Origin of the sequence: Paenibacillus sp. cl123, from assembly GCF_900101595.1 — a bacterium.
Classification (GTDB): domain Bacteria; phylum Bacillota; class Bacilli; order Paenibacillales; family NBRC-103111; genus Paenibacillus_G.
In genome coordinates this window covers 492277-517760 of record NZ_FMYY01000003.1, presented here as the reverse complement: position 1 = coordinate 517760, position 25484 = coordinate 492277, and the positions used below count along the sequence as shown (strand labels likewise).

21 protein-coding genes are annotated in these 25484 nt (G+C 57.0%); 5 read left to right on the top strand and 16 right to left on the bottom strand.

Going from position 1 to position 25484, the window contains the following annotated elements; translation table 11 throughout:
• Nucleotides 1–9 precede the first annotated feature (9 nt).
• The 7 genes from BLR08_RS09020 to BLR08_RS08985 form a co-directional block, all read right to left on the bottom strand.
• Nucleotides 10–1278 (bottom strand): nickel pincer cofactor-dependent isomerase, group 22, encoded by a 1269-nt coding sequence (locus BLR08_RS09020; RefSeq protein ID WP_072328840.1) that lies wholly within the window; start codon nt 1276–1278, stop codon nt 10–12.
• A gap of 2 nt (nt 1279–1280) precedes the next feature.
• Complete coding sequence (locus tag BLR08_RS09015; protein ID WP_072328839.1) at nt 1281–2297, bottom strand: LacI family DNA-binding transcriptional regulator; 1017 nt, start codon at nt 2295–2297, stop codon at nt 1281–1283.
• Nucleotides 2298–2486: 189 nt separating this feature from the next.
• Nucleotides 2487–3083 carry a hypothetical protein gene (locus BLR08_RS09010; RefSeq protein ID WP_072328838.1) on the bottom strand — a complete coding sequence of 199 codons (597 nt, stop codon included), beginning with the start codon at nt 3081–3083 and terminating at the stop codon, nt 2487–2489.
• 567 nt (nt 3084–3650) lie between these two features.
• A complete protein-coding gene (locus tag BLR08_RS09000) occupies nt 3651–4022 on the bottom strand; it encodes a glyoxalase superfamily protein (protein WP_256257466.1) in 372 nt (123 codons plus the stop codon).
• 73 nt (nt 4023–4095) lie between these two features.
• Nucleotides 4096–5250, bottom strand: coding sequence for an ABC transporter permease (locus tag BLR08_RS08995; RefSeq protein ID WP_072328835.1), 1155 nt, complete (start codon nt 5248–5250; stop codon nt 4096–4098).
• Nucleotides 5243–6415, bottom strand: a complete 1173-nt coding sequence (locus tag BLR08_RS08990; protein ID WP_072328834.1) for an ABC transporter permease — start codon at nt 6413–6415, stop codon at nt 5243–5245. Before BLR08_RS08990 ends, BLR08_RS08995 begins: the two co-directional genes overlap by 8 nt.
• A 14-nt stretch (nt 6416–6429) precedes the next feature.
• A complete protein-coding gene (locus BLR08_RS08985; protein WP_072328833.1) occupies nt 6430–7365 on the bottom strand; it encodes an ABC transporter ATP-binding protein in 936 nt (311 codons plus the stop codon).
• A gap of 163 nt (nt 7366–7528) precedes the next feature.
• Here BLR08_RS08985 and BLR08_RS08980 point away from each other — a divergent pair, with 163 nt between their 5' ends.
• Together BLR08_RS08980 and BLR08_RS08975 are read left to right on the top strand one after the other, a co-directional pair.
• A complete protein-coding gene (locus tag BLR08_RS08980) occupies nt 7529–8659 on the top strand; it encodes a sensor histidine kinase (protein WP_072328832.1) in 1131 nt (376 codons plus the stop codon).
• Nucleotides 8660–8704: 45 nt separating this feature from the next.
• The gene (locus tag BLR08_RS08975) at nt 8705–9454 is read left to right on the top strand and encodes a response regulator transcription factor (RefSeq protein WP_072328896.1); all 750 of its coding nucleotides are present in this window, start codon (nt 8705–8707) and stop codon (nt 9452–9454) included.
• Nucleotides 9455–9464: 10 nt separating this feature from the next.
• On the opposite strand, the gene BLR08_RS08970 is transcribed toward BLR08_RS08975, so the two are convergent.
• Complete coding sequence (locus tag BLR08_RS08970) at nt 9465–10349, bottom strand: stalk domain-containing protein (RefSeq protein WP_072328831.1); 885 nt, start codon at nt 10347–10349, stop codon at nt 9465–9467.
• Between the two features lie 193 nt (nt 10350–10542).
• On the opposite strand from BLR08_RS08970, the gene BLR08_RS08965 reads away from it, so the two are divergent.
• The 3 genes from BLR08_RS08965 to BLR08_RS08955 are packed head-to-tail and all read left to right on the top strand — an operon-like array spanning nt 10543 to nt 13191.
• A complete protein-coding gene (locus tag BLR08_RS08965) occupies nt 10543–11382 on the top strand; it encodes an ABC transporter ATP-binding protein (RefSeq protein WP_072328830.1) in 840 nt (279 codons plus the stop codon).
• On the top strand, nt 11315–12082 hold the full coding sequence (locus BLR08_RS08960; protein ID WP_256257453.1) for an ABC transporter permease: 768 nt from the start codon (nt 11315–11317) through the stop codon (nt 12080–12082). Before BLR08_RS08965 ends, BLR08_RS08960 begins: the two co-directional genes overlap by 68 nt.
• A 41-nt stretch (nt 12083–12123) precedes the next feature.
• A complete protein-coding gene (locus tag BLR08_RS08955) occupies nt 12124–13191 on the top strand; it encodes an ABC transporter substrate-binding protein (protein WP_072328829.1) in 1068 nt (355 codons plus the stop codon).
• 409 nt (nt 13192–13600) lie between these two features.
• Here the strand turns inward: BLR08_RS08955 and BLR08_RS08950 are convergent, their stop codons facing one another.
• The 8 genes from BLR08_RS08950 to BLR08_RS08915 form a co-directional block, all read right to left on the bottom strand.
• Complete coding sequence (locus BLR08_RS08950) at nt 13601–15907, bottom strand: DUF4962 domain-containing protein (RefSeq protein ID WP_072328828.1); 2307 nt, start codon at nt 15905–15907, stop codon at nt 13601–13603.
• A gap of 30 nt (nt 15908–15937) precedes the next feature.
• A complete protein-coding gene (locus tag BLR08_RS08945) occupies nt 15938–18058 on the bottom strand; it encodes a heparinase II/III domain-containing protein (protein ID WP_072328827.1) in 2121 nt (706 codons plus the stop codon).
• Complete coding sequence (locus tag BLR08_RS08940; protein WP_072328826.1) at nt 18055–18822, bottom strand: SDR family NAD(P)-dependent oxidoreductase; 768 nt, start codon at nt 18820–18822, stop codon at nt 18055–18057. Before BLR08_RS08940 ends, BLR08_RS08945 begins: the two co-directional genes overlap by 4 nt.
• 23 nt (nt 18823–18845) lie before the next feature.
• Nucleotides 18846–20702, bottom strand: coding sequence for a sensor histidine kinase (locus BLR08_RS08935; RefSeq protein ID WP_072328825.1), 1857 nt, complete (start codon nt 20700–20702; stop codon nt 18846–18848).
• Nucleotides 20699–21739, bottom strand: coding sequence for a response regulator transcription factor (locus BLR08_RS08930; protein ID WP_072328824.1), 1041 nt, complete (start codon nt 21737–21739; stop codon nt 20699–20701). Before BLR08_RS08930 ends, BLR08_RS08935 begins: the two co-directional genes overlap by 4 nt.
• A gap of 104 nt (nt 21740–21843) precedes the next feature.
• Nucleotides 21844–23412, bottom strand: a complete 1569-nt coding sequence (locus BLR08_RS08925; protein WP_072328823.1) for an extracellular solute-binding protein — start codon at nt 23410–23412, stop codon at nt 21844–21846.
• Nucleotides 23413–23592: 180 nt separating this feature from the next.
• Complete coding sequence (locus BLR08_RS08920; RefSeq protein WP_072328822.1) at nt 23593–24474, bottom strand: carbohydrate ABC transporter permease; 882 nt, start codon at nt 24472–24474, stop codon at nt 23593–23595.
• A gap of 30 nt (nt 24475–24504) precedes the next feature.
• Nucleotides 24505–25467, bottom strand: a complete 963-nt coding sequence (locus BLR08_RS08915) for an ABC transporter permease (protein ID WP_072328821.1) — start codon at nt 25465–25467, stop codon at nt 24505–24507.
• Between the last annotated feature and the right edge of the window lie 17 nt (nt 25468–25484).

Genomic DNA, 25484 nt, shown 5'->3' with positions numbered 1-25484 from the left:
AGCGCTCCTTTATCTCAAGTTGCCTTCCTCGTTGAACGTCAGATCATACGCTTCCGTCAGCACCTCGATATCCGGGTGCAGCTTGGCTTCCTCCAGCAGGTTAACGGAAATTTCAATCTCGCCGAGGTGCAGCGTGTCCTGAATGCGTACCAGCCGGCAGCGGGTATAATCCAGAATATTGCAGGTTTTGACAGCCGCCTTGATCGCGTAGTAATCATTCTCCAGCGTTGTGGCGATTTTCGTCGGCGCGCATACGGTCGATGTTAAGCCGTTGGCATAGGTTGCCGCCAGGTCGGTTTTGTCCACCAGCCGCTGAGTCGTGAAATCGGCCGTCCCGACGCCGTTGGCGTTGCCTTTGGTTTCAGGCGTCAGATCGAGCACAACCATCTTGGAGACATCAGGTCCGCCATGCGCATACGGGGTCGGATAACGGCCCGTCACATTCGGGTCCATCCCGTCGCCGCTGATATTTTTGCCGATGTAGTCGATGACAAGCACGTCGATCTGCTCGAACAAAATTTTGGGCAGGCGGGATTTGGCGATTTCCAGCAGCTCGACCTCGCGTTCCTCGATCTGCTCGGCAGGCAGCACTTCGACCATGCAGGTTTCATCGTAGGCGTTCTCGACAAGCGCTACGCCGAACACGATCGGCAGCTTGTCGATCATGATCTTGGCCATGGCCGGCACGTTCTCCGCCATGTACTTGAAGCCGAGCTGGTGGCAGGCCTCGGCCCCCTTCTGCTTGCCCAGTCCGATCGCGATCATCTTCATGATGCCGCTCTCGATCCGTCCCCGGAACGCGGTATGCGGCTTGACCCGGTTGATGACGACGATGGCGTCCGCCTCCGAGGCGTATTTGTCCACATACACCGGCAATCCGTTCGGCAGCTTGTCGATCTCGACAACTTCCATCGAAGAAAGAATCGGAGCGCCCATGGACTCCTCCGTCACCCCGAGATGATGCAGCACTTCCGTCTGTCCGGCGGCCGTAGCGCCGCCATGGCTGCCCATGCACGGCACGATAAACGGCTCCCCGCCGGCGGCCTTGATGGCGTCGATCGTCGCGCGGGTAAAGTCGGCGATATTCGCAACTCCCCGGCTGCCCACAGCTACTGCGACCCGCTGCCCCGGCCGGATGCGGTCGATGGCGCCGGGCTTGCCCAGCTCGTCCTTCAAGTTCCGGACCGGATTATCCAGCTTGGTGCCGTCGAACTTCTGTCTAATGCGGACCATCTGAGGAATAGGTATGTCTTGCAGCAGCGATCTTAATACGCTCATGGTTATTCGTCTCCTTCGAGTAACGATTTGACGGAGTCGCGGATGACGAGCTCCGTGCGGAACATTCGGTTATGGTCTTCCACATGCCTCTTCTCGATCAAAGCGACCAGCCTCTCCGCTCCGGCCCGGCTCATCTCCTCGATAGGCCGGCGAACCGTCGTCAAGGCGGGCGTAATAAAGGCCGAGTACAGCGTGTCGTCAAAGCCGGCGACCGAGATGTCGTCCGGCACGCGCAAGCCCCGCTCCGCGGCTGCCTTCACGGCTCCGAGCGCCATGTCGTCGCTGCTGCAGAACACGGCGCTTGGCCTCGCGGCCAGCTCCAGGATGCGCATCATCGCGCGGTAGCCGCTTTCGAAGTCATACTCCCCGCGGATGAACAGCTCTTCCTCAGGCTCTATGCCTGCGCTTCGAAGCGCCTCCAGATACCCTTCCTTCCGGGCGTGAGAAGACTTGAAGCCGCGCTTTCCTTCGATGATGGCGATGCGGCGGTGGCCGCATTGCAGCAAGTATTCGGTCATCCGGTATGCGCCGCTCTGATCGTCGGGTATCAAGTTCCAGACGCCCTCCATCTCTATTTGGCGGTTCAGCACAATGAGTGGAATCGAACGCTGCGAAGCATATTCGATGAACGGCTGATCGGCCGCGCTCTGGCTCATGACGATGATGCCGTCGAAGCTTTTGCGGTTCACATGATGGAAGCTTTTGTAATCGTCAATCCCCCGTACAATCAGGTTGTACCCATCCTTGATCACGTCGTTGACCCCGCGCAGAGCCGCGTACAGAAATCCTGACGAGGTTCCTTGATGCAAGGTGGTGAAAAACAGCCCCAGATTGTAGGAGCGGTCAAGCACGAGGCTTTTCGCGCTGTAATTGGGCGTATAATTCAGGCTCCCGGCGATTGACTTGATTCTTTCCTTCGTCTCCGGATTAATCAACGGGCTGTCATTGAGCGCGCGGGAGACGGTCGTATGGGAAACCCCAGCCATGCGGGCGATATCCTTGATCGTCACATCGCTCATGTAACCACCTCTCCACTTTATCATATCATGTTATGCACACGTTAACAATCCTCAGTTTTTATGTATACCGGAGCATCCGGAAGTATCGCGGAGTATCCCGGAGCGCCTGTCTCTTCCGCAAACGCACGCAAGGCCTCCCCTCCTCAGAACAAGTCTGACTACGGGGAGGCCTTGCGCCTCAAGCGGGTCTTACATTTCCAGCAGTAGCATTTCATGCCGCAACTCCTTCAGCTTCTCTTTGCACGCGGTAACTTTCGGGGCGTCCCCTTCCTCCAGCGCTTCGTGCAGCACAGCCAGCTCGTAATCAAGCTCAAGCCTGAGTACCGGGATTCTCTCGTCCGGACGCTTGGAGCGGAAAGCCTGCATCATTTCCTCCAAGGTAACAACAGGTTCTTTTTGAAATAGCACCTTATGTTCCACCCCCGAAATTTCTACCATTCGGATGATTTCTCCAAACATGATATTCTCGATAAGGATCTGGCGATCCTTGAACCGCTTGACTACGGCATGCCCCCGGGTATCCCCGATCATTTTCTCCATAAGCTCAGCAAGCTTCTCATCCTTGAAGGAATAGTTGCCGACAATTTTATAGCGTTCGCCGATCCGCTGAAACTTCAGCTTCACGAGCTTGCGGCCGGTGCGGATCGAGACGATGAACTGCTGGTCGCTTTCGTTCCAGTACAGCGAATACCCTTCTTGAATCAGCGTTTTGATGAAGTTACGGATTAGCCGACGGTCAAATCGTAACTCAAGGTTGCAATATTCTACTTCATGACTTTTACTCACGGCAATCCCTCCCTCAAGGTATAACGGTGTAAACAGGCTGCTTCGATTGCTGCGGCAAGTGGCGGGTCAGGTCCCTTCCGGCGTCGGCTCTGGGAAGGTGGGCTGGGACCGGATAAATGAGAAACGTGATGGTTCGAATGAATTTTCTGACTATTCAGTTTCTTAGTTATATCTTATTATGAATCATATGTTTTAGCAACTTGGATTATTGACTTTTTTTGCGGATAAGACACCTATTTTTTTGCCCGGCCTGCCCTCCTGACAGCGCTGTCATGCCCGCCCTTCCAGGGCGGCTGTCTTGCCGGCTGCTTCTTGTCCCGCCGTCCTCGGGCCAATTGCTTGGTCGGCCTCCAGACCCTCGCTCGATTCGCAGTCTGGGGTTATAACGCCAAATAAGCCCGGCGGCTGCCCGCCAGGCTCTCGGCAGCCGGTCCCCGGCCTCCGGATATTCTTTTCATTCCAACGCGGCAGGGCTCGTTCGGCAACGCTGGACATCCGGCTTCCCGAGCCTAATGTCTGCCCGCCACCCACCGCCGACTCGCTTGACCGCTGGTTTCCAAGCGAATCTTAATCGTCGGCCGACGGTTCGTAGAACACCAGCCTGTTCCCCGACGGGTCGGTCACCGTCAGCTCCAGCGTTCCCCAAGGCGCCGACTCTACTCCCGGACGGGCATACGGATAGGACTTGGACGACAGTTCCGCATGGAGCGCCCGCACATCGCCGACAGCCAGCCGCAGCGCAGCCCCCGGACTGCAGTCGCCGTGATGCTCCGACAGATGCAGCACGCAACCTCCAAGGCTCACCTGCATATACAGGGGAAAATCCGGCTCGAACCGGTGCTCCCAATCGATCTCGCAGCCCAGGTAGTCTACGTAGAAGGCCCGGGTCTTCTCTTCGTCGAACATGCGCAGAATAGGCGTTACAGTTCGGACTTGAATGGCCGCTCACTCCTTTGCTTTCCCGGCATTATTTCTCCCCTGGCCGGGCATTGCCTTACTACTTCGCCGCCGCTCAACCGGATTCCTGCGAAGCCGGCCCCAGCACGGCCGCACCGAAGCCGCCCAGCACAAAGCCGAACAGCAGCAGCACAACGAAGTGCAGCGCAAGGTCGGATATGCCCTGGCCGGTAGCCAATCGCTTGACCGCATCCATCACCCAGCTCTGCGGTACGAAGCTCGCTACCTTCTGCATAAATTCCGGCATGATCGACACCGGCCAGAAGCAGCCGCCGAGCATGCACATCGGAGTCGAAATCATGCTCTGAAGCGCCCCGATATTTTCGCTATGGCGCACAAGTCCGGCGATGGTGCTGGCAATCCCCAGCACGGCGAAGAGAAAAGCCAGCATGACAAGCAGATGACTGCCAAAGGACAGCCCGTAGTCGAACCCGAGCGCGAAGCGGGTAAACGCAAGCACGATAACAATTTGCAGCAGTCCGACCAGAAAGCTGCCCAGGAAATTGCCCAAGGCGATCTCGGACGCCCGGACAGGAGCGGCGTACATCCGCATCATCGTATGCTGCCTCCGGTCCTCGACGATCACCGCTACAGAATGGCCGATCAAAGCCATAATGAATAAGATCATGATGCCGGTAGCCAATGCGAGCGCCGGGTTTTCATACCAACCGTAGTCTGTCAGCGTATAGGTGATCCGATGCTTCTCCGTCTCCTCCAGCATTCTTGCAAATGCCGCCTCTCGCCCGCCCGCTCCGGCGGAAGTCAGCAATTCCGCGCTGCTCCGGATACGCCCTGTCATCTGGTCGAGGGCGATCCGCAGCGAATAAGAGCCTTCGCTCATCGTCAGTTCATAATGCCGGATCTTCGGAATGTCCGTCTTCCCCGCCAGCAGCGCCGCCGTATAGCCGGACGGAATGACGAACGCCGCAGCGGCCTTCCGTCCGATGACGGCCTGCTTCAGCTTGTCTGCGTCGCCGGCTTCGGTTAATTCGTATTTGGCGTTTCGCGACAGTTCCCGGATCATGTGCGCGCCGGCCGCCCCTTCGTCCGCATTCACATAGTATATCGCTACTGCCTGCTGCCCGCCTGAGCCCAGAAGTCCGATAATGAGCGATACTGCCAGCGCGGGCATGAAAATATACAGCAGCATGCCCTTCCAGTTGCCGATCGTTCGCTTAGTCAGATTGGCGGCAATAATCAAGCTATTCACGGTATCCCACCCTCCAGTACGTCAATCCCGAGACAATCGCCAGCAATCCGGCCAACGCGCCGAGCACCAGCAAGGGTCCTTCGGCCGCCGCCTGCTCGCCCGTCATCAGATGCAGGATGCTTTGCATGCCCCAATAGTTGACGGTAAGCTTACCCAGCAGCTGCAGCGCCGCGGGAAGTTCCGGCATGAACCCTCCGCTTACTAGGGTCATCGCAATAATGATAATCTGAAAAGCGCCGGTTACCGCCTTGATCGTCCTTGCATGGACGGTCAGCAGCATCGCGATGCTCATCGACGACGCAACAAGCGCGATGCAATTGCCGGCCAGCAGCAATGACCGATCTCCCCAATCGACCCCGTATACATACCGGGTGAATCCAATGATAACGACCGCTTGTAGCAAACTAAGCAGCGCATAACCCCATATCTTGCCGCCGACAATCTGGTTCATCGTCACCGGAAGGGAGGACAATCTGGCCAGCGTATGCGACTCCCGCTCTTCCGCGAGCGAGATGGCCGCCATCATGCCGGAGTACAGCATGAACATGATCAGCATGGCGGCAGCATAATACTGAATGGCCGTGTACTGCCGGTCTCGTTTTCCAAGCTGGCCGACTTCGACATAAGCTTGCCTGTCTTGCGCGGCTCCGGGATCGGCAAGCCATGAGCCCGCCTGCGGCGCGCCCGCCGTCAGCACTGCAGCCTGCATGCCGTTGACGGTGTCCAGAAAGCTGCCGAAGATACTTTCGGCAAGCAGATTCTGTTCCCTTTCTTTGCCGGCAATCAGCTCCCAGCTCGCTCCTTCTCCTTGCATCAGAGCTTGCCCGAAGCCCGCCGGAATAATTGCGGCAAACTGTGCCCTCCCCGTCCGCAGCTGTTCGACCGCTTCCTCGCGGGAGCCTCCCTCCCCAACCTTCATCACTTCCTCCATGCCGGGCGCGGTCAGAAAGGCCATCAGCCGGTCGTTCCAGTAGCCTTGATCCAGACTAACGATCGTAACGTCCACCGGCTTCAGCTTGATATTCCCTTCATCAAAACTGCTGGAAAGCGCAGCCCCCAGGATCATGATCAGCAGAAGCGGCAATACCAGCAGGACGATCATCACGACTTTGGCCCGTGCCGCCATCTTCATCTGATTCCATGCGATCAGCCATACGGTCTGCATCGGCCTCGCCCCCTCTAATCCCGAAGCGTCCGCCCTGTCAGGGACAGGAACAGCGCCTCCAGGTCAGGCTCCACTCGGGTCAAGGACTCGATGGCCACCTCATGCTTCGAAAGAATGAAAAGCACATCCTGCAGCGGAGCTTGGCCCGGCCGGGCATGAATTTCCAGCCTTCCCTCGCATTCCGCTACGCGGCGGATACGCGGGTGAGCGCTCAGCTCCCGGACGGCTTCCGGGGATACGCGCGGCGCTTGAACGACCAGCCTCTCTTCCTCGGCAAGCTGGGCCCGCAGCTCTTCCTGGGTGCCCAGAGCGATCAGATGACCTTTATCCAATATGCCGATCCGGGTGCTGAGCGCCGCCACCTCTTCCATATAATGGCTGGTATAGATGATGGTAGATCCCATGCGGTTCAGCTGGCGCACCGAATCCAGGATATGATTGCGGGATTGCGGATCAATCCCGACCGTCGGCTCATCCATAATGATCAGCTTAGGATGATGCGCGATGGCGCAGGCGATGTTCAGCCTGCGCTTCATTCCGCCAGAATAAGCACCAGGGCGTTCATGCTGCCGGTCGCCCAAACCGACAAAAGACAACGCTTCGTCCACGCGCTCCTGAAGCAGCGCGCCCCGCAAGCCGTACAGCCTGGCGAAAAAAGCGACATTTTCCCGCGCCGTCAGCCGTTCGTACAAAGCCAGGTCCTGCGGGACAAGGCCGATCCGCCTTTTGACATCCAGCGGACGCTCCCGGATCGAGATGCCCTCCACCCGGATAGACCCCTGATCGATGTCAAGCAGACCGCACAGCATTTTGATCGTCGTGCTTTTCCCGGCGCCGTTCGGACCGAGCAGGCCGAATATTTCCCCTTGGCGTATCGTCAAGCTCAGATGATCGACCGGGATGCTCCCCCCGTATCGTTTGACCACCTGTTCGATTTCCACAAAGCTCATTGCCGCACGCTCCTCACTTTGGTTCAGCTTTCTATACCATGATTGTACGGGATTCCGCCGCCCCGCACAGGTAGCAAAGGTCACCTGTTTACGAATGACGAAAGTCACCTCGGCGTACAGAACCCCTTATGGTATAATCGGCGAAGGAGGCGTTGACAAGGCTATGCTCGTTAGATTGCGTTACCTGCTGCTTATTTTGCCCGCTGTCGGCACGGCATGGTTTGTCCCTTTATCCGAGATGGGGCAGCTTACCTGCTTGCTGCTGCTGCTGTTCGCCTGGGACCGCCTGCGCCAGTCCCGGCTGCCGGACCGGCTCCAGCCTATGGCCGCCGCGATAGAGACGTTAGCTCTCATCGGACTAAGCCATCTTTACGGCGGATTGCTGTTCCTATGCCACTTCTCCACGCTGATCTCCGCGGCCCTGCACAGCAAGGGGCGTCTTCATCCGGTGCAGCTAGCCGTTCATCTGATAGGACTGAATGCGTCGTTGCACGGGACGGACGATTGGCGGCTGCTCGCTGCCGCAAACCTGTGCGCGCTGACGACCGGCGGGCTGCTGCTGCGGCTGACCGATACCGGCGAGCAGAAGAAGCAGCTTGAGCGGGTGTATGACGAGTTAAGGAGCAAAGCTTACGAGCTGGACGCCGCCCGAAGCCGGCTTGTAGAATACGCCGGCAAGGTCGAGCAGCTCGCCCAAGCGGAGGAGCGGACGCGCATCGCCCGCGACATTCATGACGAGCTGGGACACAAGCTGATCCGCTCCAAGATGATGCTCGAAGCCGCCGTCCGCCTGATGCCCGAACAGCCGGAACGGGCGCATGAGCTGACTGTGCAGGTTCGCGATCATCTGACGGACAGCATGGAATCGCTCCGTCATACCGTCCGCAAGCTGAAGCCGGCCGACGCCGAGCTGCAGAGCTATTCGCTTCACCGGTTGATCGATAATCTGGCGGCCGACCACGGGCTTGAAGTCCGGCATCATATATCAGGATTGCCCCGGCCGATCTATCCGAGCCTGGAGATCATTTTGTACCGCAACGCGCAGGAAGCGGTGACCAATGCGATCCGCCATGGGGGAGCCAGCGAGATCGGCATCCATTTGCATTATGCCCCCGCTCAGGTCGTGATGACGGTATCCAACAACGGCCGGAGGCCGGATCTGGCTTCTCTTCGCAAGGGGCTTGGCTTAAGCGGGATGGAGGAAAGAGTACGGCTGGTGGGCGGAGACCTGCAGCTGCGGGGGGACGATTCGTTCGCGGTCGTGACTTCTCTCCCGCTGCATGCGGGGGGATAGCGGCTCGGAAAGCCGTACGGGGTTCGAAGAAAGGAGATGGTCTTCATCATCCAAGTCATAATCGTCGATGACGATCCGTTTATTCGCGAGAGCTTGAAAATGATACTGGAGCTTGATCCCGAGCTGTCCGTCCCGGGCACGTTCGCGGGCAGCGACGCGGCTCACGCCTATGTGACGGGCGGCGGCCAAGCGGATGTCGCGCTGATGGACATCCGGATGCCGGGCTGCTCCGGCGTAGAGGGGACGCTGCGGATCAAGCAGACTTCTCCTGCTACACGCGTGCTCATCCTCACGACCTTCGACGACGACGAATACATCGTCGATGCGCTGCGCAACGGCGCGAGCGGTTACCTGCTCAAAAACATCCCTCCGGAGCGCATCGTGCAGGGGATCAAAGCCGTTCATCAGGGCGACTGGCTGATCCATCCGGATATCGCCCGCAAGCTGACCGGCTGGATTCAGCCGGAAGCGCGGCCGGTCAACCCTTCTCCCGAGCATGACACCATTCAGGCCGGGGCTGGGGTTCAGGATCAGGCTCAAGCCTCTCCCGCAGGAGAAGCCCGTGCGGCCGCCGGCCGTCATTCGTCCCGGCTCCAGCCCTACGGGCTGACGGCGACGGAGCTGCAGGTCGTCGAGCATATCGCCGAGGGCCGTTCCAATAAAGAAATCGCCCAGGATATGTTCCTGAGCGAAGGTACGGTGAAAAATTATGTAACGGACATTTTAAGCAAGCTAGGCGTCCGGGACCGGACACAGATTGCGATAATGTACTGGCGGGACGGCGAGCGGCGATGAACGCATCCGCTTACTTGCTCTCGGGATGCTCCCGCTTCAAAGCTTCGTTCTCCAGATCGGTCGTGTTCTGGATGTTCACCACGAGAGAATCCGGATTAAATACGTCTTGATTAATAACAAGACGCGCGATTTTGTAACGAACAATAGGCGGGACATACACCTTCAGCATACGTACCGTTTCCTGATACAGGAAATCGTACGTATTTTCTTTGCCGTCCACTTTCTGCACCATCACCGGCTTGATCGTAAATTCGGCATCCCCGTAGGTCGCTTTCTCCATATTCTTGATATGCTTGCGCAAAATATCCGTCTTCTTCGGATGGGATTCATCCGCTATGACATAGGCCTCGTACCCTGCGGTATAGACTTGGGTAGGCGTCTGACGCCATCTCTTCTGCAGTTCGTTCTCATGAACGAACACTTGGTCCGTCAGACGGTCCTTGGCTTTGGCAAGACCGCTCGTATCCACTCCCATGCGCTTCACGTCCGACTCCCGGTAATATCTCCCGTAGCTGCCCGACTTGATGTTCGAAGTGATCAGGACCGGATATTCCGCCCCCAGGTAGCTGAGCATGGCCGAATATGCGTTGTTCAGCTCAATCGAGTCATAGGTCTCATTCGGACTCTCCTGACGCTGCTCCGTATTGACCCGGGTGTTAATGTAGATCTGCTTGGTCTCGCCTTTCCAATATACGCTGGAGCCGAGGCGCTGCGAGATTTCCTTGAGCGGCAAATAGCTTGTATCGTTATAAACAAGAACCGGACTGTCCATCCGTACGGCTTCTCCGTCGATCACAATTTGAAAATCAGGCCGCAGATAGGCATCCACCCGCTCCAGCACATCCTGTGCATATACGCCGGCGGCGAAAGCGCCGCTGATGATGCCCGCCGTCATGATCACGCGTTGATATCGTTTGATGCGGATTCATCCCTTTCTGTGATAAAATGAGCGATGGTAAAATATTCGACAAAAGTTGAGAATTTCCTTCTAAAAATTCAAGTTGACATCTGTCCCAATTCCTATAGAATTAGTTTGAAAATAAATTCGGGATTCAAGCATCCAGAAGAAGCAAGAAGGAGTGATTGCGTTGATCGAAATCAGCAACGTCAGCAAAACGTTCCAGCAGCGGGGTTCCGCCCCTTATACGGCGATACAGAACGTTTCTCTCACGATCAACAAAGGGGAATTCGTCTCGCTGCTCGGCCCTTCCGGCTGCGGCAAGTCCACGCTGCTCAACCTGGTCGCAGGTCTGGAGAAGGCCGAGCAGGGGACGATCACCGTAAACGGCAAGCCTTGCGGCGGTCCGGGACCGGACCGGGTCGTGGTGTTCCAGGAGCATGCGCTTTTCCCATGGCTGACCGTGCTGGAAAACGTTGCATTCGGACTGAAGCAAAAGGGAATCGGCAAGGCCGAAAGAGAAGCGATCGCCAAGGAGCATATCAAAGCCGTTCACCTGAGCAAGTTCACGGACCGTTACCCGCATGAACTGTCCGGGGGGATGAAGCAGAGGGCGGCTATCGCGCGCGCGCTGGCCATGGATTCGGATATTTTGCTGATGGACGAGCCGTTCGCCGCGCTTGATGAGCAGACCCGCCTGATCCTGCATAAGGATCTGGAGGAAATATGGCTGAAGACGCGCAAAACCATTCTATTTATCACCCATAATATTCGGGAGGCCGTCATTCTCTCCGATCGGGTGCTCGTGATGTCCACCCGTCCGGGCAGCATCAAGAAGGAGTTTGCCGTCCAGGCTTCCCGCCCGCGTAACCAAGCCGATCCGGTGCTGCATCATGTGGAAGCTCATATTATGGAAGCTTTGGCCGACGAATTGGAGAAAGTAGTAAGGGAGGAAACCGGCGATGAGTACAGCCTTAAGAAGAACGATCTTTCTAATCCTGCTTCTAGTGGCATGGGAGGCGGGATTTAGACTATTCGACTGGGGCTGGAAGTTCCCGTCCGCGACGCAGACGTTCCAGGCTTTCTATGACGGCTTCGTCCACGGGCAGCTGCTCGAGGCGACGCTGCAGAGCATCAGGCGGCTGCTGCTGTCCTTCCTTATCGCGATTACAGTCGGCACCGTGCTCGGATTTTTGTTCGCGCGTTACCGCCTGATCGACGATACGATCGGATTTCTCGTTGTCGCGCTTCAAACGATTCCCAGCATCGCGTGGCTGCCATTCGCCATCATCTGGTTCGGGATGAACGACTTCTCGGTTATATTCATCACCACGCTGGGAGCGACCTGGACGATGGCCATGTCCAGCCGCACAGGGATCAAGAACATTCCGGCCATTTACACGAAAGCGGCTCTGACGCTCGGCACAGGCAACGGCTTCCGGATGTTCTACCAGATCATGGTGCCTGCCGCATTCCCCCACATGATGACAGGGGTCCGGGTAGCCTGGGCGTTCGCTTGGCGGGCGCTGGTCGCGGGAGAGCTGATCGCCAAGGGCGTAGGACTGGGCCAGCTGCTGCAGGATGGACGCAGTCTCGGAGATACGGCCCTGATGCTTTGTATCGTCATCATCATCGCCGTACTCGGCACGATCTCCGACCACTTCTGCTTCAAGCGCCTCGAGGACAAGCTGCTTGTGCGCTACGGGCTGGCAGGCCCGACCAAATCTTAGTCCGATTGAACGTATCGGCAATCAAAAAGGAGTAGAGAGACATGAAGAAAAAAACATGGTCATCCATACTGGCAATCGTTTTGGGAGCCTCGCTGGTTCTAACGGCTTGCGGCAAGCAGCCTGCTCCGGAACCAAGCGGAGGCGCAGCCGGAGGAGGTTCGGCCTCTACCGCGCCCTCCACGATCCGGCTCGGCATCTTCAAGAATGTGACCCATGCCGCCGGCTACGTGGCGCTGGAGCAAGGCTTGTTCAAGAAATATTGGGGCGAGAACGTGAAGATCGAAGTGCAGGCATTCGATAATGGCTCCGACTTCTCCACGGCCATCGCAACCGATCAGATCGACCTTGGTTATGTCGGTCCCGGCCCGGCCACCAACCAGTTTCTGAAAAGTAAAAACTTCCGGATCATCTCCGGCTCCAACAATGGCGGCGCCGTACTTGTAGCGGGTAAAGATTCGGGCATCAACTCGCCAAAGGACCTGGTCGGCAAAACGGTAGCGATCCCGACCAAAGGCAGCACGAATGAAATATCGCTCCGTCTGCTGCTGAAAGAAAATGGCCTGAGCGTGACGACGGACAAAACCGGCGTACAGATCATTGCCCGCGCTCCTGCCGATACGCTGATCGCCATGCGCCAGAAGGAAATCGACGCCACCCTGATTCCTGAGCCGTGGGGCACGCAGATGGAGCAGGAAGGCATCGGCAAAGTTATCGTGCCTTGGGACCAAGTGCCGCCGAACAAAGGCAACTACCCGCTTACGCTGCTTGTAGCGAGCGACAAGTTCCTCAAGCAGCATCGCGAAGCCGCCAAGCAGGCCATCCAGGCGAACGCCGAAGCGATCGACTTCATCAAGGCTAATCCGGACAAATCGTACGAACTGATCAACAACCGTCTCAAGGAACTGAGCGGCAAAGGCATGGATATCAACTTGATCAAGGCCGCGCTCAGCCACCTGAATCTGACGACCGATGTGAGCAAAGAAGCCGTCGAGGAAATGGCCAAGGTGTCCATCGACGCGGGTTATATCAAGGACGTGAAAAAAGAGGAGCTGGACCTCGGCAAATTCCTCGACCTCTCTTTGCTGCAAGAGGTTAAAGCCAGCAAGTAGTCCCCACCGGCTCTCCCGCCGCTCTTACGGACAGATGACGAGAGTCGGGGCACGCTAGCGGAACTCAGCGGCCCTTGGACGGGCAGATCGGGCATCAAATGATCCGGTCGGCTCGTTAAGGGAGGGATACCCTCGGGGTATCATTCTCCAGCTTGGAAAAAGGCTCCGAACCGGAGCCTTTTTTTATTTGCGTGTTCATCAGGTTTAAGCCCGCCCGTGGGCTTTAAAACCGCCAAACGCACGCCAATATCCACGGGGCGAGTGAGCTAACGCTAAGCTTGATCCGCGCCTTCTTGCCTCCTAAGAAAAAACCGCCGTCCCTGCCCCGAAGGAGCAAAAAACAGCGGTTCCACGCTCAGACTATCGACTTGATAAAGGTTAGTACTCAGACTGCCGGCATACTGAAGAGTCAATAAGGCTTCGGCACTTCCACCTTATGGGTCACGCCGTCCTCCGTGAAATACAGATGCACGCCATGACCTTGATCATCCATAAAATGCGACACATACTTCGGCTTGCCATGCTTGATCGGCACCAGCAGCGTTGCTATGCGATGACTCCTCGCCTCTCGGGTTGCGGCGTGAAGGGTCCAATGCCTCGGCAGGCCCTCGATTTCGGAGGGATCGACATCCGGGAAGCCTTCTTCCTGCGACAGCTCTAGCTCACCCGAGGAGCAGTAGACGAAACGTCCGTCCATATCGGCCTTGCACCCCTGCACCCGGAAGCCTTGACCTTGCAGCTTCATCTCATACAGCGTCTGGAACAGCCAATCGACTTTTCCATGCTGCGCCAGATCGACCGTGTCGACGACGACAACATAGGACCCTCCGAAGAAATACAGCTCGCGCACGTAGCGCTCCATATACGGCACGTTCTCCTTATAGGCCGCCGTCGCGTCGAAGCGCGCATACGCATAGCCCGCTCTCTGCTCCGCGGCTTCAACTTTGCCTTGGGCAGCCATATTCAGCACCTTGTTCGTCCCGGCATATTGCCCCAGGCCGTCCACGAGAATGTTGTTCGTGGAGCGGGTCTGCTTGCGCCAGTTCATATGCATCGTGCTGCCGAATGCTACATAATGGCCGCTTTCGATAGCGAGCGGCTCGCCGTACGCATGCAACAGAAACCCGTTCTGATCCCCGTGGCTGTGGCTGACCGAGCCGTATTTGCTGCTTTTGGCAAGCAGCATGATATGACGCTCGGGATCGGCCATATTCGCATGGAACGCGACCCAGCCGATATCGCGGAACCATTTGATCCCGTCGATGCGTTCCTCCGTAGGCGGTACAGCCTCCACTTGCGGATAATCATGCCGGTAGACCAGCTCGTCGAAGCGGAAATCCCACCAGCCGTAGTTGTAAAATTTCATCTCCGAATCGGTATCCGTTTCCTTCACCCGGTCGAAATACCATTGGTATAGGCCGTTGCCGGTGACCCCTGCAAACTGTCGGACATTGAAGCCCGTCTTCAGGCTGACCGGATCGCCAAGCGTGGACTGGTCGCCAAAGCTGGCGCGCAGCGTATCCGGACTAAAGCAGTAGAGCGGGAAATCTCCGGTTTTGGCAAAAAACGGCCGCTTGTAAAAGTCGATTCCGGTATATTTCTTCACCAGGTTCATCGCTTCCGTTACAAAAGCCATGCCCGTCGTCCAGTACATCGGCCCTTCCGCCCAGCCTCCGTCCTCCCCGCCCCAAGGCGAATACAGACCCGCGTAATATTCGAGCGTGTAATCCAGCCATTCGCGAGCTTCCGGCTCCTCGTTCAGCATCGCGATGCAGCAAGGGACCAGCACGCTGGACAGCGAACGTACCGCATGGCTGTCAAACGGCACGTGGTGGATCTTCGAGCGCTCGATCACATGGAAGGCCACCTGGCGTGTCCGCGTCAGCAGCACGGACCGGACCGCCGAGCGCTCCTCCTCGTTCAGGCTTTCGTACAGCCAGTCATAGCCCCAAGCGAGCGCTCCTGCGATGCGGAAGGAAGCTTCATCGTTGTAGTCGCGGCTCGTCGTGCCTTCCGGGTCCCATGAGGCGACATGCAGCAGCCATGCCTTAGCCTTGTCCCGAAGAGCCTGATCGTCCAGCAGCTTGCCGGCCACGGCGAGATGCCGGATCGCATACAGCGCCTCCTGGCAATCCATATACATTTGCCGCCACAGCTTGGCTACCCGCTTATTGTTCGGATACGGCAGCGGCTCGGCGATCAGATCTCGCTCGGCCCAAGGAAGGACCGATTTCTTGTAGAAGACGTCCCAGCCGCAGCAAGACGGATCAGCCGCCAGCTTCTCGCGGAATGCCGCGACCTCGTCCGGCGCAAGCCATAGCCTGGGGTGGGCGGACGACGCGGCTTCATAACGTATAGCTCTGTCCGGCAGCGGCGTCTCGGGCAGCCCCGGCGGAACCTCGAAACGGCGGATGCGGCTCCACGCCGTGCGGCCGCCCTCCTCTGTCAGCAGCGCGTAACGCCAATAATAGACGCCGGATGCAAGCGCTTCGTCAGGTGTGTACAGATTGTAGGGGATCGGCTGTATCGTCCGCGTCCCCTGCTCGTCGAAGCGTTCCGTCGCCGAGATTTGAAGCACATAGCGGTCCTGATCGAGCTGTGCCGGTATCCAGGTGAACCGCGGCGGATTCTCCAGCAGGACCGTCTCCTCATTCGGCTCGTATTGAACGGTTAGCATACCGCTTAGCGGCTCATATAACGGTGCGTGCTCACTCATCGCTCATTCTCTCCTCCGATTGCTCCGGTATTATGCCCATTGCAGCTCGCCATCCGGCGACAGGCTTATCGTCCAGCGCTTTCCGGAAGCTTCCAGTTCCAGCCGGCTGCCGGATAAAGCGGTTAGGCTGCAGCCATCCTCGCAAGCGCGGAAAGCATGAATGAATGCGGCCTTGGTTCCATGCTGTTTATGCAGCAAGGCGGTTAGCGGAACGCTCGGATCGACGGAAGTGCCAGGTGTTCTGACAAGCAGCAGCTCTTGATCCGCCCCTACTACAGCCGTATGCGTGACCGCTTCGCCTTCTGCCACCTCATAGCGAACGGACGCGGTGGCCGCGAAGCCTTCCGAACCGTCAGCTGCGGGCGCGGCGAATGTTCCTGTTACCGGGAGACGCTGCTCCTCGTCTTGGATGCGCAGAGGATAAGTCTGCAGCTCCCCGCCGCTTTCGGGCTGCGGACTCGCCTGAGTCCAGGCCGCCGCCACCGGGGTAACCGGGTGCAGCCACCACTCGATATCGGCTTCCTGCCCATCGACAGCCTCCACCTCGTACCAATCCAGCAGCCAACCCTCCGTCAGCAGCAGATGCCGGTCGAGTCGCCAGCCCGGATAAGCTTCCGTCGATTGCAGCCACGCATACACATGCTGGCCGCTATCCTCGAATCGGACGCACCGGCCTGTATGTGCAGTCTGCGAAACGCCGCCTATGGACACGGTGTTGTGAGAAGCCGTCTCCGCGAACCAGGTTTTGCGCAAGGCCGAGCCGTACGGCACCATGCCCAGATCGGGCGTCAGAGCGCCTGCGCTGTGCATGAGCGAAACATGCAGCTTATCGAAATGCCCGTGAGAGCCACCATGCTCGCCGAAATCGGCAAGGAAGCTCAGCTTGCTGCCGGCTGCCCGGCCGACTGCGAAGCCCGATTCCGCCCAGAGAACCGAACGCCTGTCTCTGCCGCCCGGTGCCAAAGCACTCGCCGCAGCCGCTTCTTCCGCTCCCCCGCTCGTTTGCTCAAGCTCAAACTCAAGCTCTCCTTGCCCGTACAGCAAGCCTTCAAGCCCCCAATGCCCGGCTTCCACCGCGCCCATCTGCCTATTGGCTTCCAATAGAATCGGCACGAGAAGCGGCAGTCTGTAGCGGGCCAATCCCTGCTCCATGATCTCGGCGATCTCCCGCGCATATGGCAACCGCTCCAGCGGACCGTCATGAAGGGCAGGCAGCACCCCGTTATCGTCAGCAAGCAGTGCCAGCGCCTCGAACATACCCCGCAGCGATTGCCCCTGCTCGCCCTGTGCCTCGTACAGGTCGATCGCGAACCGCTCCGCCATCTCGGCGGAGATCAGATACGCGCGAAGCACGAAAATATGATAGTACACGCTGCCTTCGAATTCGAGCTGATCGGGCTTCACTCCGATCGACAAGTGATGCAGGAAGCCTCCCTTGTCGCGGATAAGCCCCTCCAGCTCCTCCCGCTGTCCGCGCGCCGCATAGACGCAGGATAAGGCAGCGTTCAGCCATGCCGTATAGTTGTTCTCAGCATTGCCGCGTTCATGTATTAAAATATGACGGTATTCCGTCATGCTGGTCGCCAGCATCTCGAGAAATACGCTGATCGTACGGTCTTCCTCCTCCGTGAAGGCTACGCCTTCATCCAGCAGCAGCAGATAAGCGCGAAGCAGCGTAGTGGCCCAGATCGCCTCGGTGAGCGCCTGATGGAACGCTCTGCCCTTCAGCATCCAGCTCTGCGCGTCGGGATGGACAGGGTACAAGGGAAACTGCGCCGCATACTCCACAAGCAGCCGCTTACCGAGCCGGGCATAGGTTTCATCCTTGGTCCCGGCATAGACGGCCGCAGCCTGCAGCGTGCTCCGTGCGAGCGACTGATGCTTGAACACCAGCCAGGCGCCCCGATAAGCCTCTCCTTCGATCCGGCAGCCGTGCGGACATTGAAACGCAAGCGGATGCAACTCCTCCTCATCGAACAGCAGCTCCGTATGATGAACCGGGCATACATACTGATGCCACCAGCCGCCGGGCTCGACCGGAATCGTCAAGCTTCCCGCCGCGCTCAGCCTGTCGAGCTCCGCCTGCAGCGCCCGGGCCGCGCTTGCGGCCCACGCATAAGTCTCTCGTTTTTCTCCAACGGATAAACTCATCGCATCATCATCCCGCCGTTGATCTCGATCGTCTCCCCGGTTACGTACGAAGCAAGCTCCGACACGAGGTACACCACAGCTCCGGCTACGTCCTCAGGAGTGCCTTCGCGCTGGAGCGGGATGCCTGCTATCGTAGCCTGGCGCGCCGCATCCGGGGTGAAGGTCGCGTGGAACATCGTATTGCCGATAAAGCCCGGAGATACGTTATTGACCGTAATCCCGCTTCCCGCCACTTCCTTCGCCAATCCCTTGGAGTAGGCCATGACGGCCGCCTTGCTCGCGGCATAGATGCTGGAGCCCGGGCCGCCGCCGTTATGCGCAGCTACCGAGGTCATGTTGACGATGCGGCCGCTCCCTTTCTCTTTCATACCGGCCAATACCCGCTTGCACATAAACACCGTGCTCTTCAGGTTGACGTTCAGGATGCGCTCGTACATTTCCTCAGTCATGTCGGCGTTCGGTACGCGTTGAACCAGATGTCCCGCATTGTTCACGAGGATATCTACCGTGCCGCCAAGCGCCTGCTCCACCTCGGAGACAAGCCGGTCGATCTGAGCCGCGTCGGTTACGTCCGCCTGCACCAGGACCGCTTCCCCGCCTGCCGCCTGGATCGCCGCCACGACCTCCTGGCCTTGGGCAACATTATTCAAGCAATTGACGCCCACCTTCGCCCCGTTTGCTGCCAACGCGATGGCGATAGCGCGGCCGATGCCTGCGTTGGAGCCTGTAACCAAAGCAATTTTACCTGTCAAGTCGATGTTCATTGTAATTCCTCCCATGATTGTTTTCATTTTTTGGTTCCCATTTTGGGCCGATCCGTTTCCGGCATCGTCATCGTAATTTTTGTCCACTTGCCCATCTCGCTGTCGATCGACAACCCATACGCTTCCCCGAACACCATCTGGATGCGCCGGTGCACATTCATCAGTCCGATTCCGCCGCCGCGGCGTCCTTCTCTGTCCTCGGGCGCCGCCAGACGGTTCTGCTCCAGCTTGCTCCGCAGTTCTTCGAGCCTCTCCGGACTTATCCCCGCCCCGTTGTCCTCCACAGTCACCAGGAATAAACCTCGCTGCTTGCTCGCATCGATCCGGATGAAGTGATGGGCCTCCAGCCCGTCGGGGAACGCATGTTGAAAAATGTTTTCGATCAGAGGCTGCAGTGTCAGCCGGACCATCTTCTCCAGCAACAGTCCCGGAGGAACAGCCACGTCAATCTCAAATTCCCTGCCGATGCGGTGCTGGAGAATGATCATGTAATTACGGACATGATTCAGCTCGTTGGCAACCGTAATTTCCTCCAGATTCGTCTGTACCGAGTAGCGCAGCATAAACGCCATAGCTTCTACCATCTCGGTGATCTCATTCGAATCCTGAACAATGGCATAGCAATTGATCGTCTCCAGCGTGTTGTACAAGAAGTGCGGGTTAATTTGCAATTGCAGCGACTGGAACTCGGCTTGCTGGCGCTCCAGCTCCGATCGCCCGAGCTCCAGCGCGTTTTTCTGCTGCAGCAGCTCAGCCTCGTACACCCGCCCGATCATTTCGGACAAACGCGTGACCATCAGATTATAGCTGTGAATCAGCCCGCCGATCTCGTCGGTCCGGCTAATCTCGTCGATATGCTGCCAGTTTCCTTTCTCCGTCTCGCGCATGCTCTCCTTGAGCTCGCGGATCGGAGCCACGATGGAGCGGCCGAACCGGGAAGCGAGCAACAGCGCCGCTGCCAGCGTAACCAAGCCGATGATGATCGTCGTCGTCCGGATCGTCGAAACCGGGCGGCGCAGCTCTTCAACTGGCATCGAAGCGACCAGGTTCCAGTTGGAATAGCTCGACTTCCGCGAGACGAACATGCGCTCTTCTCCGTTGTACTTGTGGATCAGCGTGTTGTTGCCGCTCGACAGGAGCAGCGAAGCCAGCTCTGCGTCCTCCTGCGGCTGATCCGGCTTCTGCTCGCTTACAGACAGACGATAAATATAATTGCCGTCGTCGTCGATAATGAAGTAAGATCCGCTTTTGCCCAAGCTGACGCGATCCCAGATTTTGGCCAGCTCGGCCAGCTTGATCTCGGTGGCGACAATGCCGTTGTTATAATCGCCGTAGGAGGAGCCGAACACCTTGATCGCCATCGTGACGACCGTGCCGCGATCCTCCTCCCGCATGCTCATGTTCAGCAAGCTGATTTGGCCGCCGTCCGGCGTAGATGCCATCAGCTTATCGAAGTTTTTCTCAGCGAGCACCGGATCGAAATTAATCACGTTCTGATTCTCATAGATGACCGCGCGCCCATGCCTGCCCACGACATAAACCATATGCAGCTGCTTGTACGGAGCGACCGATTCCTGCGCAAACTTCTTGATGCTGGTCGAATATTCGTAGTACTTGTAGGCGTCGTCCCGCGCAATCTCGATAAACTTCCGGACATCCGGATTGGAAGCGAACGACTTGCTGAACAGCTCGTACGTTTGCAAATAAATGTCCGTCTGATAAGTAGCGCTATCGATCATCTGCTCCATATACTGAGTCACCTGCTCATCCAGAGCCTGCGACGACTGGATGTAGGAGAATGTGCCGACCGACGCGAGCGACAGAATGATGACGATCATGAAATACAAATAGATTTGCCCGGAAAGCGTCTTCCGCTTCATGACTTGATGCCCAGCTTCTGTCGGTATTCCGAAGGCAGGCAGCCCGCATATTTCTTGAATGTCTTCGTAAAGTGCGGATGATCCGCATAGCCGACCTCGCCCGAAATGTCCGTGATTCGCCAGTGCGGCAGCTCCAGCAGCTTCTTGGCCTTCTCCATCCGGCGCCTGGTGCGGTACTGGACGAAGGTTTCCTGCGACGACTGCTTGAACAGCTGGCTGAAGTACGACGCGTTCAAGCCGATAAAGTCAGCCACTTCCTCCAGCGACACTTCTTCGGCGAGGTGCTCCTCGATGTATTGCTTCGCTTCCTCCACCGGGTCCTTCAGCTTGCCCTTGCGCTTCGTCTTCAGCTCGGCCAGCCGGTCGCGCACATCTTTGTCGAACCGGCCCCATGCCTCCTGCTCATTGTCCGCATCCGCGAGGCTCAGCTCATCCTGCTGCAGATAAATCTCCCGGACATGCAGCCGCTTATGCATCAGCGTATAAAGCTCCCGCAGCACCTCGACCAGCCGGTGCAGCTTCAGCCGGCTGCCTGTCAGCTCTTGGCGCATGTCCTCCAGCAGCGCATCCAACTCGGCCTCCTGCAGCATCCAGACGGCGTTCTCCATCCTATCCGCCCATTTCTCCAGCTTCGTCACCGCAACGAACGTCTCCGAGCTCTGCTTGCTCTTTTGCTTCACGAGCTTCTCCAGCGCATGATGCAAAGCCTTTTTGTTGACCGGTTTGAGCAGGTACTCCTTCACGCCGTAAGACAAACATTTCTGCGCATATTCAAAATCTCCATAGCCGGAAATGACGACGATCTGAATGTCTGCGTCCATCTCCGCCACCAGCCGGCACAGCTCCAGTCCGTCCAGCTTGGGCATCCGGATATCCGTGAATAAAAAATCAGGGCGTTCCTCCTGAATCCGCTGCAGCGCCACTGCTCCGTTCTCGGCTGTCCGGATGTCGGCGATCGGAAGCTCTGCTTGCTCGACCAGCTTTTGCAGCCCTTTGCGGATCATCGGTTCGTCGTCTGCGATCAATATGCGGTACATGGGAACGCCCCCTTTTCTGTTCAATCGTATGTTGTTTTGTTATGGAAAAGCCGCTCCCCACGGCTGAAAGCTCGTGAGGAGACGGCGGTTGCTCCCGGGGAGCGTTATTTGCGCGGCATCGAAACCGATGTGCCGGCATCCTTGTTTTTAAATTTCTCGCTAGCTTCTTTGATTACGTCATTGCCGCCTTTGGACTTCCATTCTTCAAGCACCTTCGGCCAATCGGAGATCGGCTCCTTGCCATACACCATTTTCACCATGTGCTGCAACACAACCGGCGGCGCCTGGTCAGACAGCGGCGAAATATCCGGGTTTTTCATCAAAGCGTCCAGCCGCGGCTCGAAATTGATGCCATCGCGGCCTTCGTTCGCCAGCGTCGTGTCGTAGACCGACATCAGTTTCTTGCCTTCTTCCGTCAGGCTGAGCGTTCCTTTATTATACGTCGTATCTTGTACGAGCCACAAGAAAGCTTGACGGTAGCGCTCTTCGTCGACCGCTTGCGGATCTGTCGGCGCCTTGTATTCGATTTTGCCGTCCACCGTTTTGAATGTGTCGCCTTCGATACCGAAGGTGAAGAACTTCTCGGCTTCCTCCGACAGCATCCAGTCATAGAACTTGATAATGCTGGCCGGGTCCTTCACGTTTTTGTTGATGAAGTAAGCGCGCGGCACAGGGCCATACAGGTAATATCCGCCTTTGCCGTCAGGACCAACCGGGGAAGGAATAATTTCCAGCTTGGCTGTCGGCACATTCGCCTTCAGCTGCGTTTCCCACTGGATCAGCTCGTTGGCATTCATCGAGAAGATGCCCGCTTTACCGGCCAGGATCGTGTTTTTGAATACCGTCGCATTGATCGTTGCAAATTCTTTGCTGATCAAACCTTCGTCAAACATCGTCTTGTAGGTTTGCAGCGCCTTCGTCATATTCTCGGTGTCGAAGAACTTCGGCAGAATCTGATCGCCCTGCTGCTCAAACATCGACAGGTACGGATACACGTCGTACGCTCCAAAGAATGTATCCGCGTACTTGAAGTTTTCGCGGCCCATGTACGGATTCTCGACGCCCATTTCCTTAAACTTACGGAGCACGTTCAGATACTCGTCAACTGTCTTGGGCACCGGCAGTCCGGCTTTGTCGAGCAAGTCCTTGCGGATATAGGTGGCTCGGCGGGACGGGTTGGACAAGTATTCCGGAATCGCGTAGATTTTACCGTTGTACGATACGTTGTCCCAGGCGTCCTTCGGAATTTTCTTCAGCAGGTTAGGTCCATGCTGCTTGAGCAGGTCATCCAGCGGCATGAATACGCCGGCTTTGACCGATCCCGCCATTTCCTTGCCGTTGACGCCGCCGCTGCCTTGTACGACATCCGGGATATCGTTGGTGGCGAACATCTGAATCATCTTCTGCTCATATTCTTTGTGCGGGACAAGCACGATATCGAGATCCGAGTTCGTCATCTCCTCCAGCTTCTTCACCCATTTGTCCTCGTTGATGTTCGGCGATTTCTCGACATGACCGAAATTCAACGTGCGCAGAGAAATCGAGAATTTCGTTTTTTCGGCCGGTTTGGAGCCGCCTTGCGTATTTGGCTCTTCAGCAGGCTTACTGGAGCAAGCGGCCAGCAAGCTGACGCTCATCACCGTAGCCACCGATGCGGAAACCCATTTTTTCATAGTACCCCTCTTTTCTTGTAAGTAATGGATGATTCCAGGTTGTAGCGCTTTCATAGCCTCATTGTACGAGCGCAGCCAGGGAGTCACAAGGGAGTGAATTTAGTTCGGATTGTCATTTTTTTAGAATGCTTCCTCATCGCCAATTCATTCCTCTGCTTCCGTCCACCCGCTTGAAGCGGGTTATGATTTGACCGAACCGACCATCATCCCCTTGACAAAATGCCGCTGCAGAAACGGATAAATGATGATGATCGGGATGGTAGCGACAATAATAGTGGCCATCTTGATGCCCTCAGGGTCCATATGAGCGAGCGCGCTGAACTGCGAAGCTGCCGGATCGATGCTGATATCATCGGACATGATCATCTGGCGCAGCTTCACCTGCAGCGGATACAGCGCCGGTTTGTTGATGTAGTACAGAGCGCTCTGATACGTATTCCAGTGGTTGACCGCGTAGAAAATCCCGAGCGATGCCATAACGGGCTTGGACAACGGCAGCACGATGCTCCAGATCATCCGCATCTCCGAGCAGCCGTCGATGCGTCCCGAATCGATAATCTCGCCGGGAATTTGCATGAAGAAGGATCTCATGACGAAGAAGTTGAACGCGCTGATCGCGCCGGGTATGAGCAGCGCCCATAAGGAATTGGTCAGCCCGAGCGCCTTCATCAGGATGAAATTCGGAATCAGCGGCGCGCTGAACACCATCGTAATCAATACCATGATGACGATGACGTTGCGGCCTTTATACTCCTGCCGCGACACCGGATACGCCAGGGAAGCGGTAGCGATCAGGTTGATCAGCGTACCGACGACCGTGATATATACGGTGATGCCGAAGGAGCGCCAGATGGCCGCGTCGCTGAATACATACTGATAGTTGATCCAGGTAAATTCGATGGGCAGGAAAAACACTTTCCCGTTCACGATCGCCTCCGAGCTGCTGAAGGACTGCGCCAGCACGTTCAGGAAGGGCAGAAACATCGCCAGCGACAGGGCTGTCAGGAAGAGAATATTAAATACGTTGAACGTCTGCCAGCCCGCTGTAGGTTTTCGATTCATGTCAGGTTCACCTCCGATTGTCCAAGTGGATTAATACAAGCTTTCGCCTGTCGTTTTTTTGCTGATAAAGTTGCCGACCACGATCATCAGCAAACCGACAACCGATTTGAACAAGCCGATGGCCGTCGTATAGCTGAACTGCTGGCCCAGCAAGCCGGCCTGATAGATGTACGTATCCAGAATTTCGCCGTTCTCCTTGTTGAGCGGATTCAGGAACACGTAGACGCGTTCGAAGCCGAAGTCCAGAAATTTCCCGATGTGCAGCAGGAACAGGATCATGATCGTAGGCATAAGCGCCGGGATCGTGATGGAGATCGTCTGACGCCAGCGTCCCGCTCCGTCCACCTCGGCCGCTTCGTACAAATCCGGATTGATGCCCGCGAGCGCGGCCAGATAAATGATCGTGCCGTAACCGGAATCCCGCCAAATGCCCGAGCCGATCAGCACGGTCCGAATCCACGACTCTTCGCCGAGGAAATAAACCGGTTCGAAGCCTAGCCACACGAGGAAATGATTAACCGCGCCCGTGGATGGCGACAGGATGCCGATCGCGATCCCGCTGACAATGACCCATGAGAGGAAATGCGGCATATAAACGACAGTCTGCAGCACACGCTTGTACAGGACAAGTCGCAGCTCGTTGAGCAGCAGCGCCAGCACGATCGGCGCGGGAAATGCCAATACAAGATCGTACAAGCCGATGAGCAGCGTGTTATTTAAAATTTTCAGAAAGTCATAATGCGCGAACATCCGTTGAAAATGCTCCAGCCCTACCCATTCGCTTCCCGTAAAGCCATTAAAGATGTTGTACTCCTGAAATGCGATGACTGAGCCTAGCAGAGGAATATACTTGAAAATAATAAAGTAAATGATGCCCGGCAATGAAATCAAATAAAGCGCTTTATATTTCCAGATGGTGCGAAGCAGGCTTTTGAATTTCCCTTCTTGCGCACGGCCTTGCAATGGTTTTACTGCTTGCGCGTCGACCGCCATACGCTTTCCTCCTAACT

Bases quoted from the DNA above. Each gene is read 5' to 3' on its own strand.
- BLR08_RS08925 (WP_072328823.1), bottom strand. From the start codon at position 23,412: ATGAAAAAATGGGTTTCCGCATCGGTGGCTACGGTGATGAGCGTCAGC.
- BLR08_RS08940 (WP_072328826.1), bottom strand. From the start codon at position 18,822: ATGAACATCGACTTGACAGGTAAAATTGCTTTGGTTACAGGCTCCAAC.
- BLR08_RS08980 (WP_072328832.1), top strand. From the start codon at position 7,529: ATGCTCGTTAGATTGCGTTACCTGCTGCTTATTTTGCCCGCTGTCGGC.
- BLR08_RS08970 (WP_072328831.1), bottom strand. From the start codon at position 10,349: ATGACGGCGGGCATCATCAGCGGCGCTTTCGCCGCCGGCGTATATGCA.
- BLR08_RS08990 (WP_072328834.1), bottom strand. From the start codon at position 6,415: ATGCAGACCGTATGGCTGATCGCATGGAATCAGATGAAGATGGCGGCA.
- BLR08_RS08915 (WP_072328821.1), bottom strand. From the start codon at position 25,467: ATGGCGGTCGACGCGCAAGCAGTAAAACCATTGCAAGGCCGTGCGCAA.
- BLR08_RS08950 (WP_072328828.1), bottom strand. From the start codon at position 15,907: ATGAGTGAGCACGCACCGTTATATGAGCCGCTAAGCGGTATGCTAACC.
- BLR08_RS08955 (WP_072328829.1), top strand. From the start codon at position 12,124: ATGAAGAAAAAAACATGGTCATCCATACTGGCAATCGTTTTGGGAGCC.
- BLR08_RS08930 (WP_072328824.1), bottom strand. From the start codon at position 21,739: ATGTACCGCATATTGATCGCAGACGACGAACCGATGATCCGCAAAGGG.
- BLR08_RS08920 (WP_072328822.1), bottom strand. From the start codon at position 24,474: ATGAATCGAAAACCTACAGCGGGCTGGCAGACGTTCAACGTATTTAAT.
- BLR08_RS08960 (WP_256257453.1), top strand. From the start codon at position 11,315: ATGAGTACAGCCTTAAGAAGAACGATCTTTCTAATCCTGCTTCTAGTG.
- BLR08_RS09015 (WP_072328839.1), bottom strand. From the start codon at position 2,297: ATGAGCGATGTGACGATCAAGGATATCGCCCGCATGGCTGGGGTTTCC.
- BLR08_RS09020 (WP_072328840.1), bottom strand. From the start codon at position 1,278: ATGAGCGTATTAAGATCGCTGCTGCAAGACATACCTATTCCTCAGATG.
- BLR08_RS08945 (WP_072328827.1), bottom strand. From the start codon at position 18,058: ATGAGTTTATCCGTTGGAGAAAAACGAGAGACTTATGCGTGGGCCGCA.
- BLR08_RS08985 (WP_072328833.1), bottom strand. From the start codon at position 7,365: ATGAGCTTTGTGGAAATCGAACAGGTGGTCAAACGATACGGGGGGAGC.
- BLR08_RS08935 (WP_072328825.1), bottom strand. From the start codon at position 20,702: ATGAAGCGGAAGACGCTTTCCGGGCAAATCTATTTGTATTTCATGATC.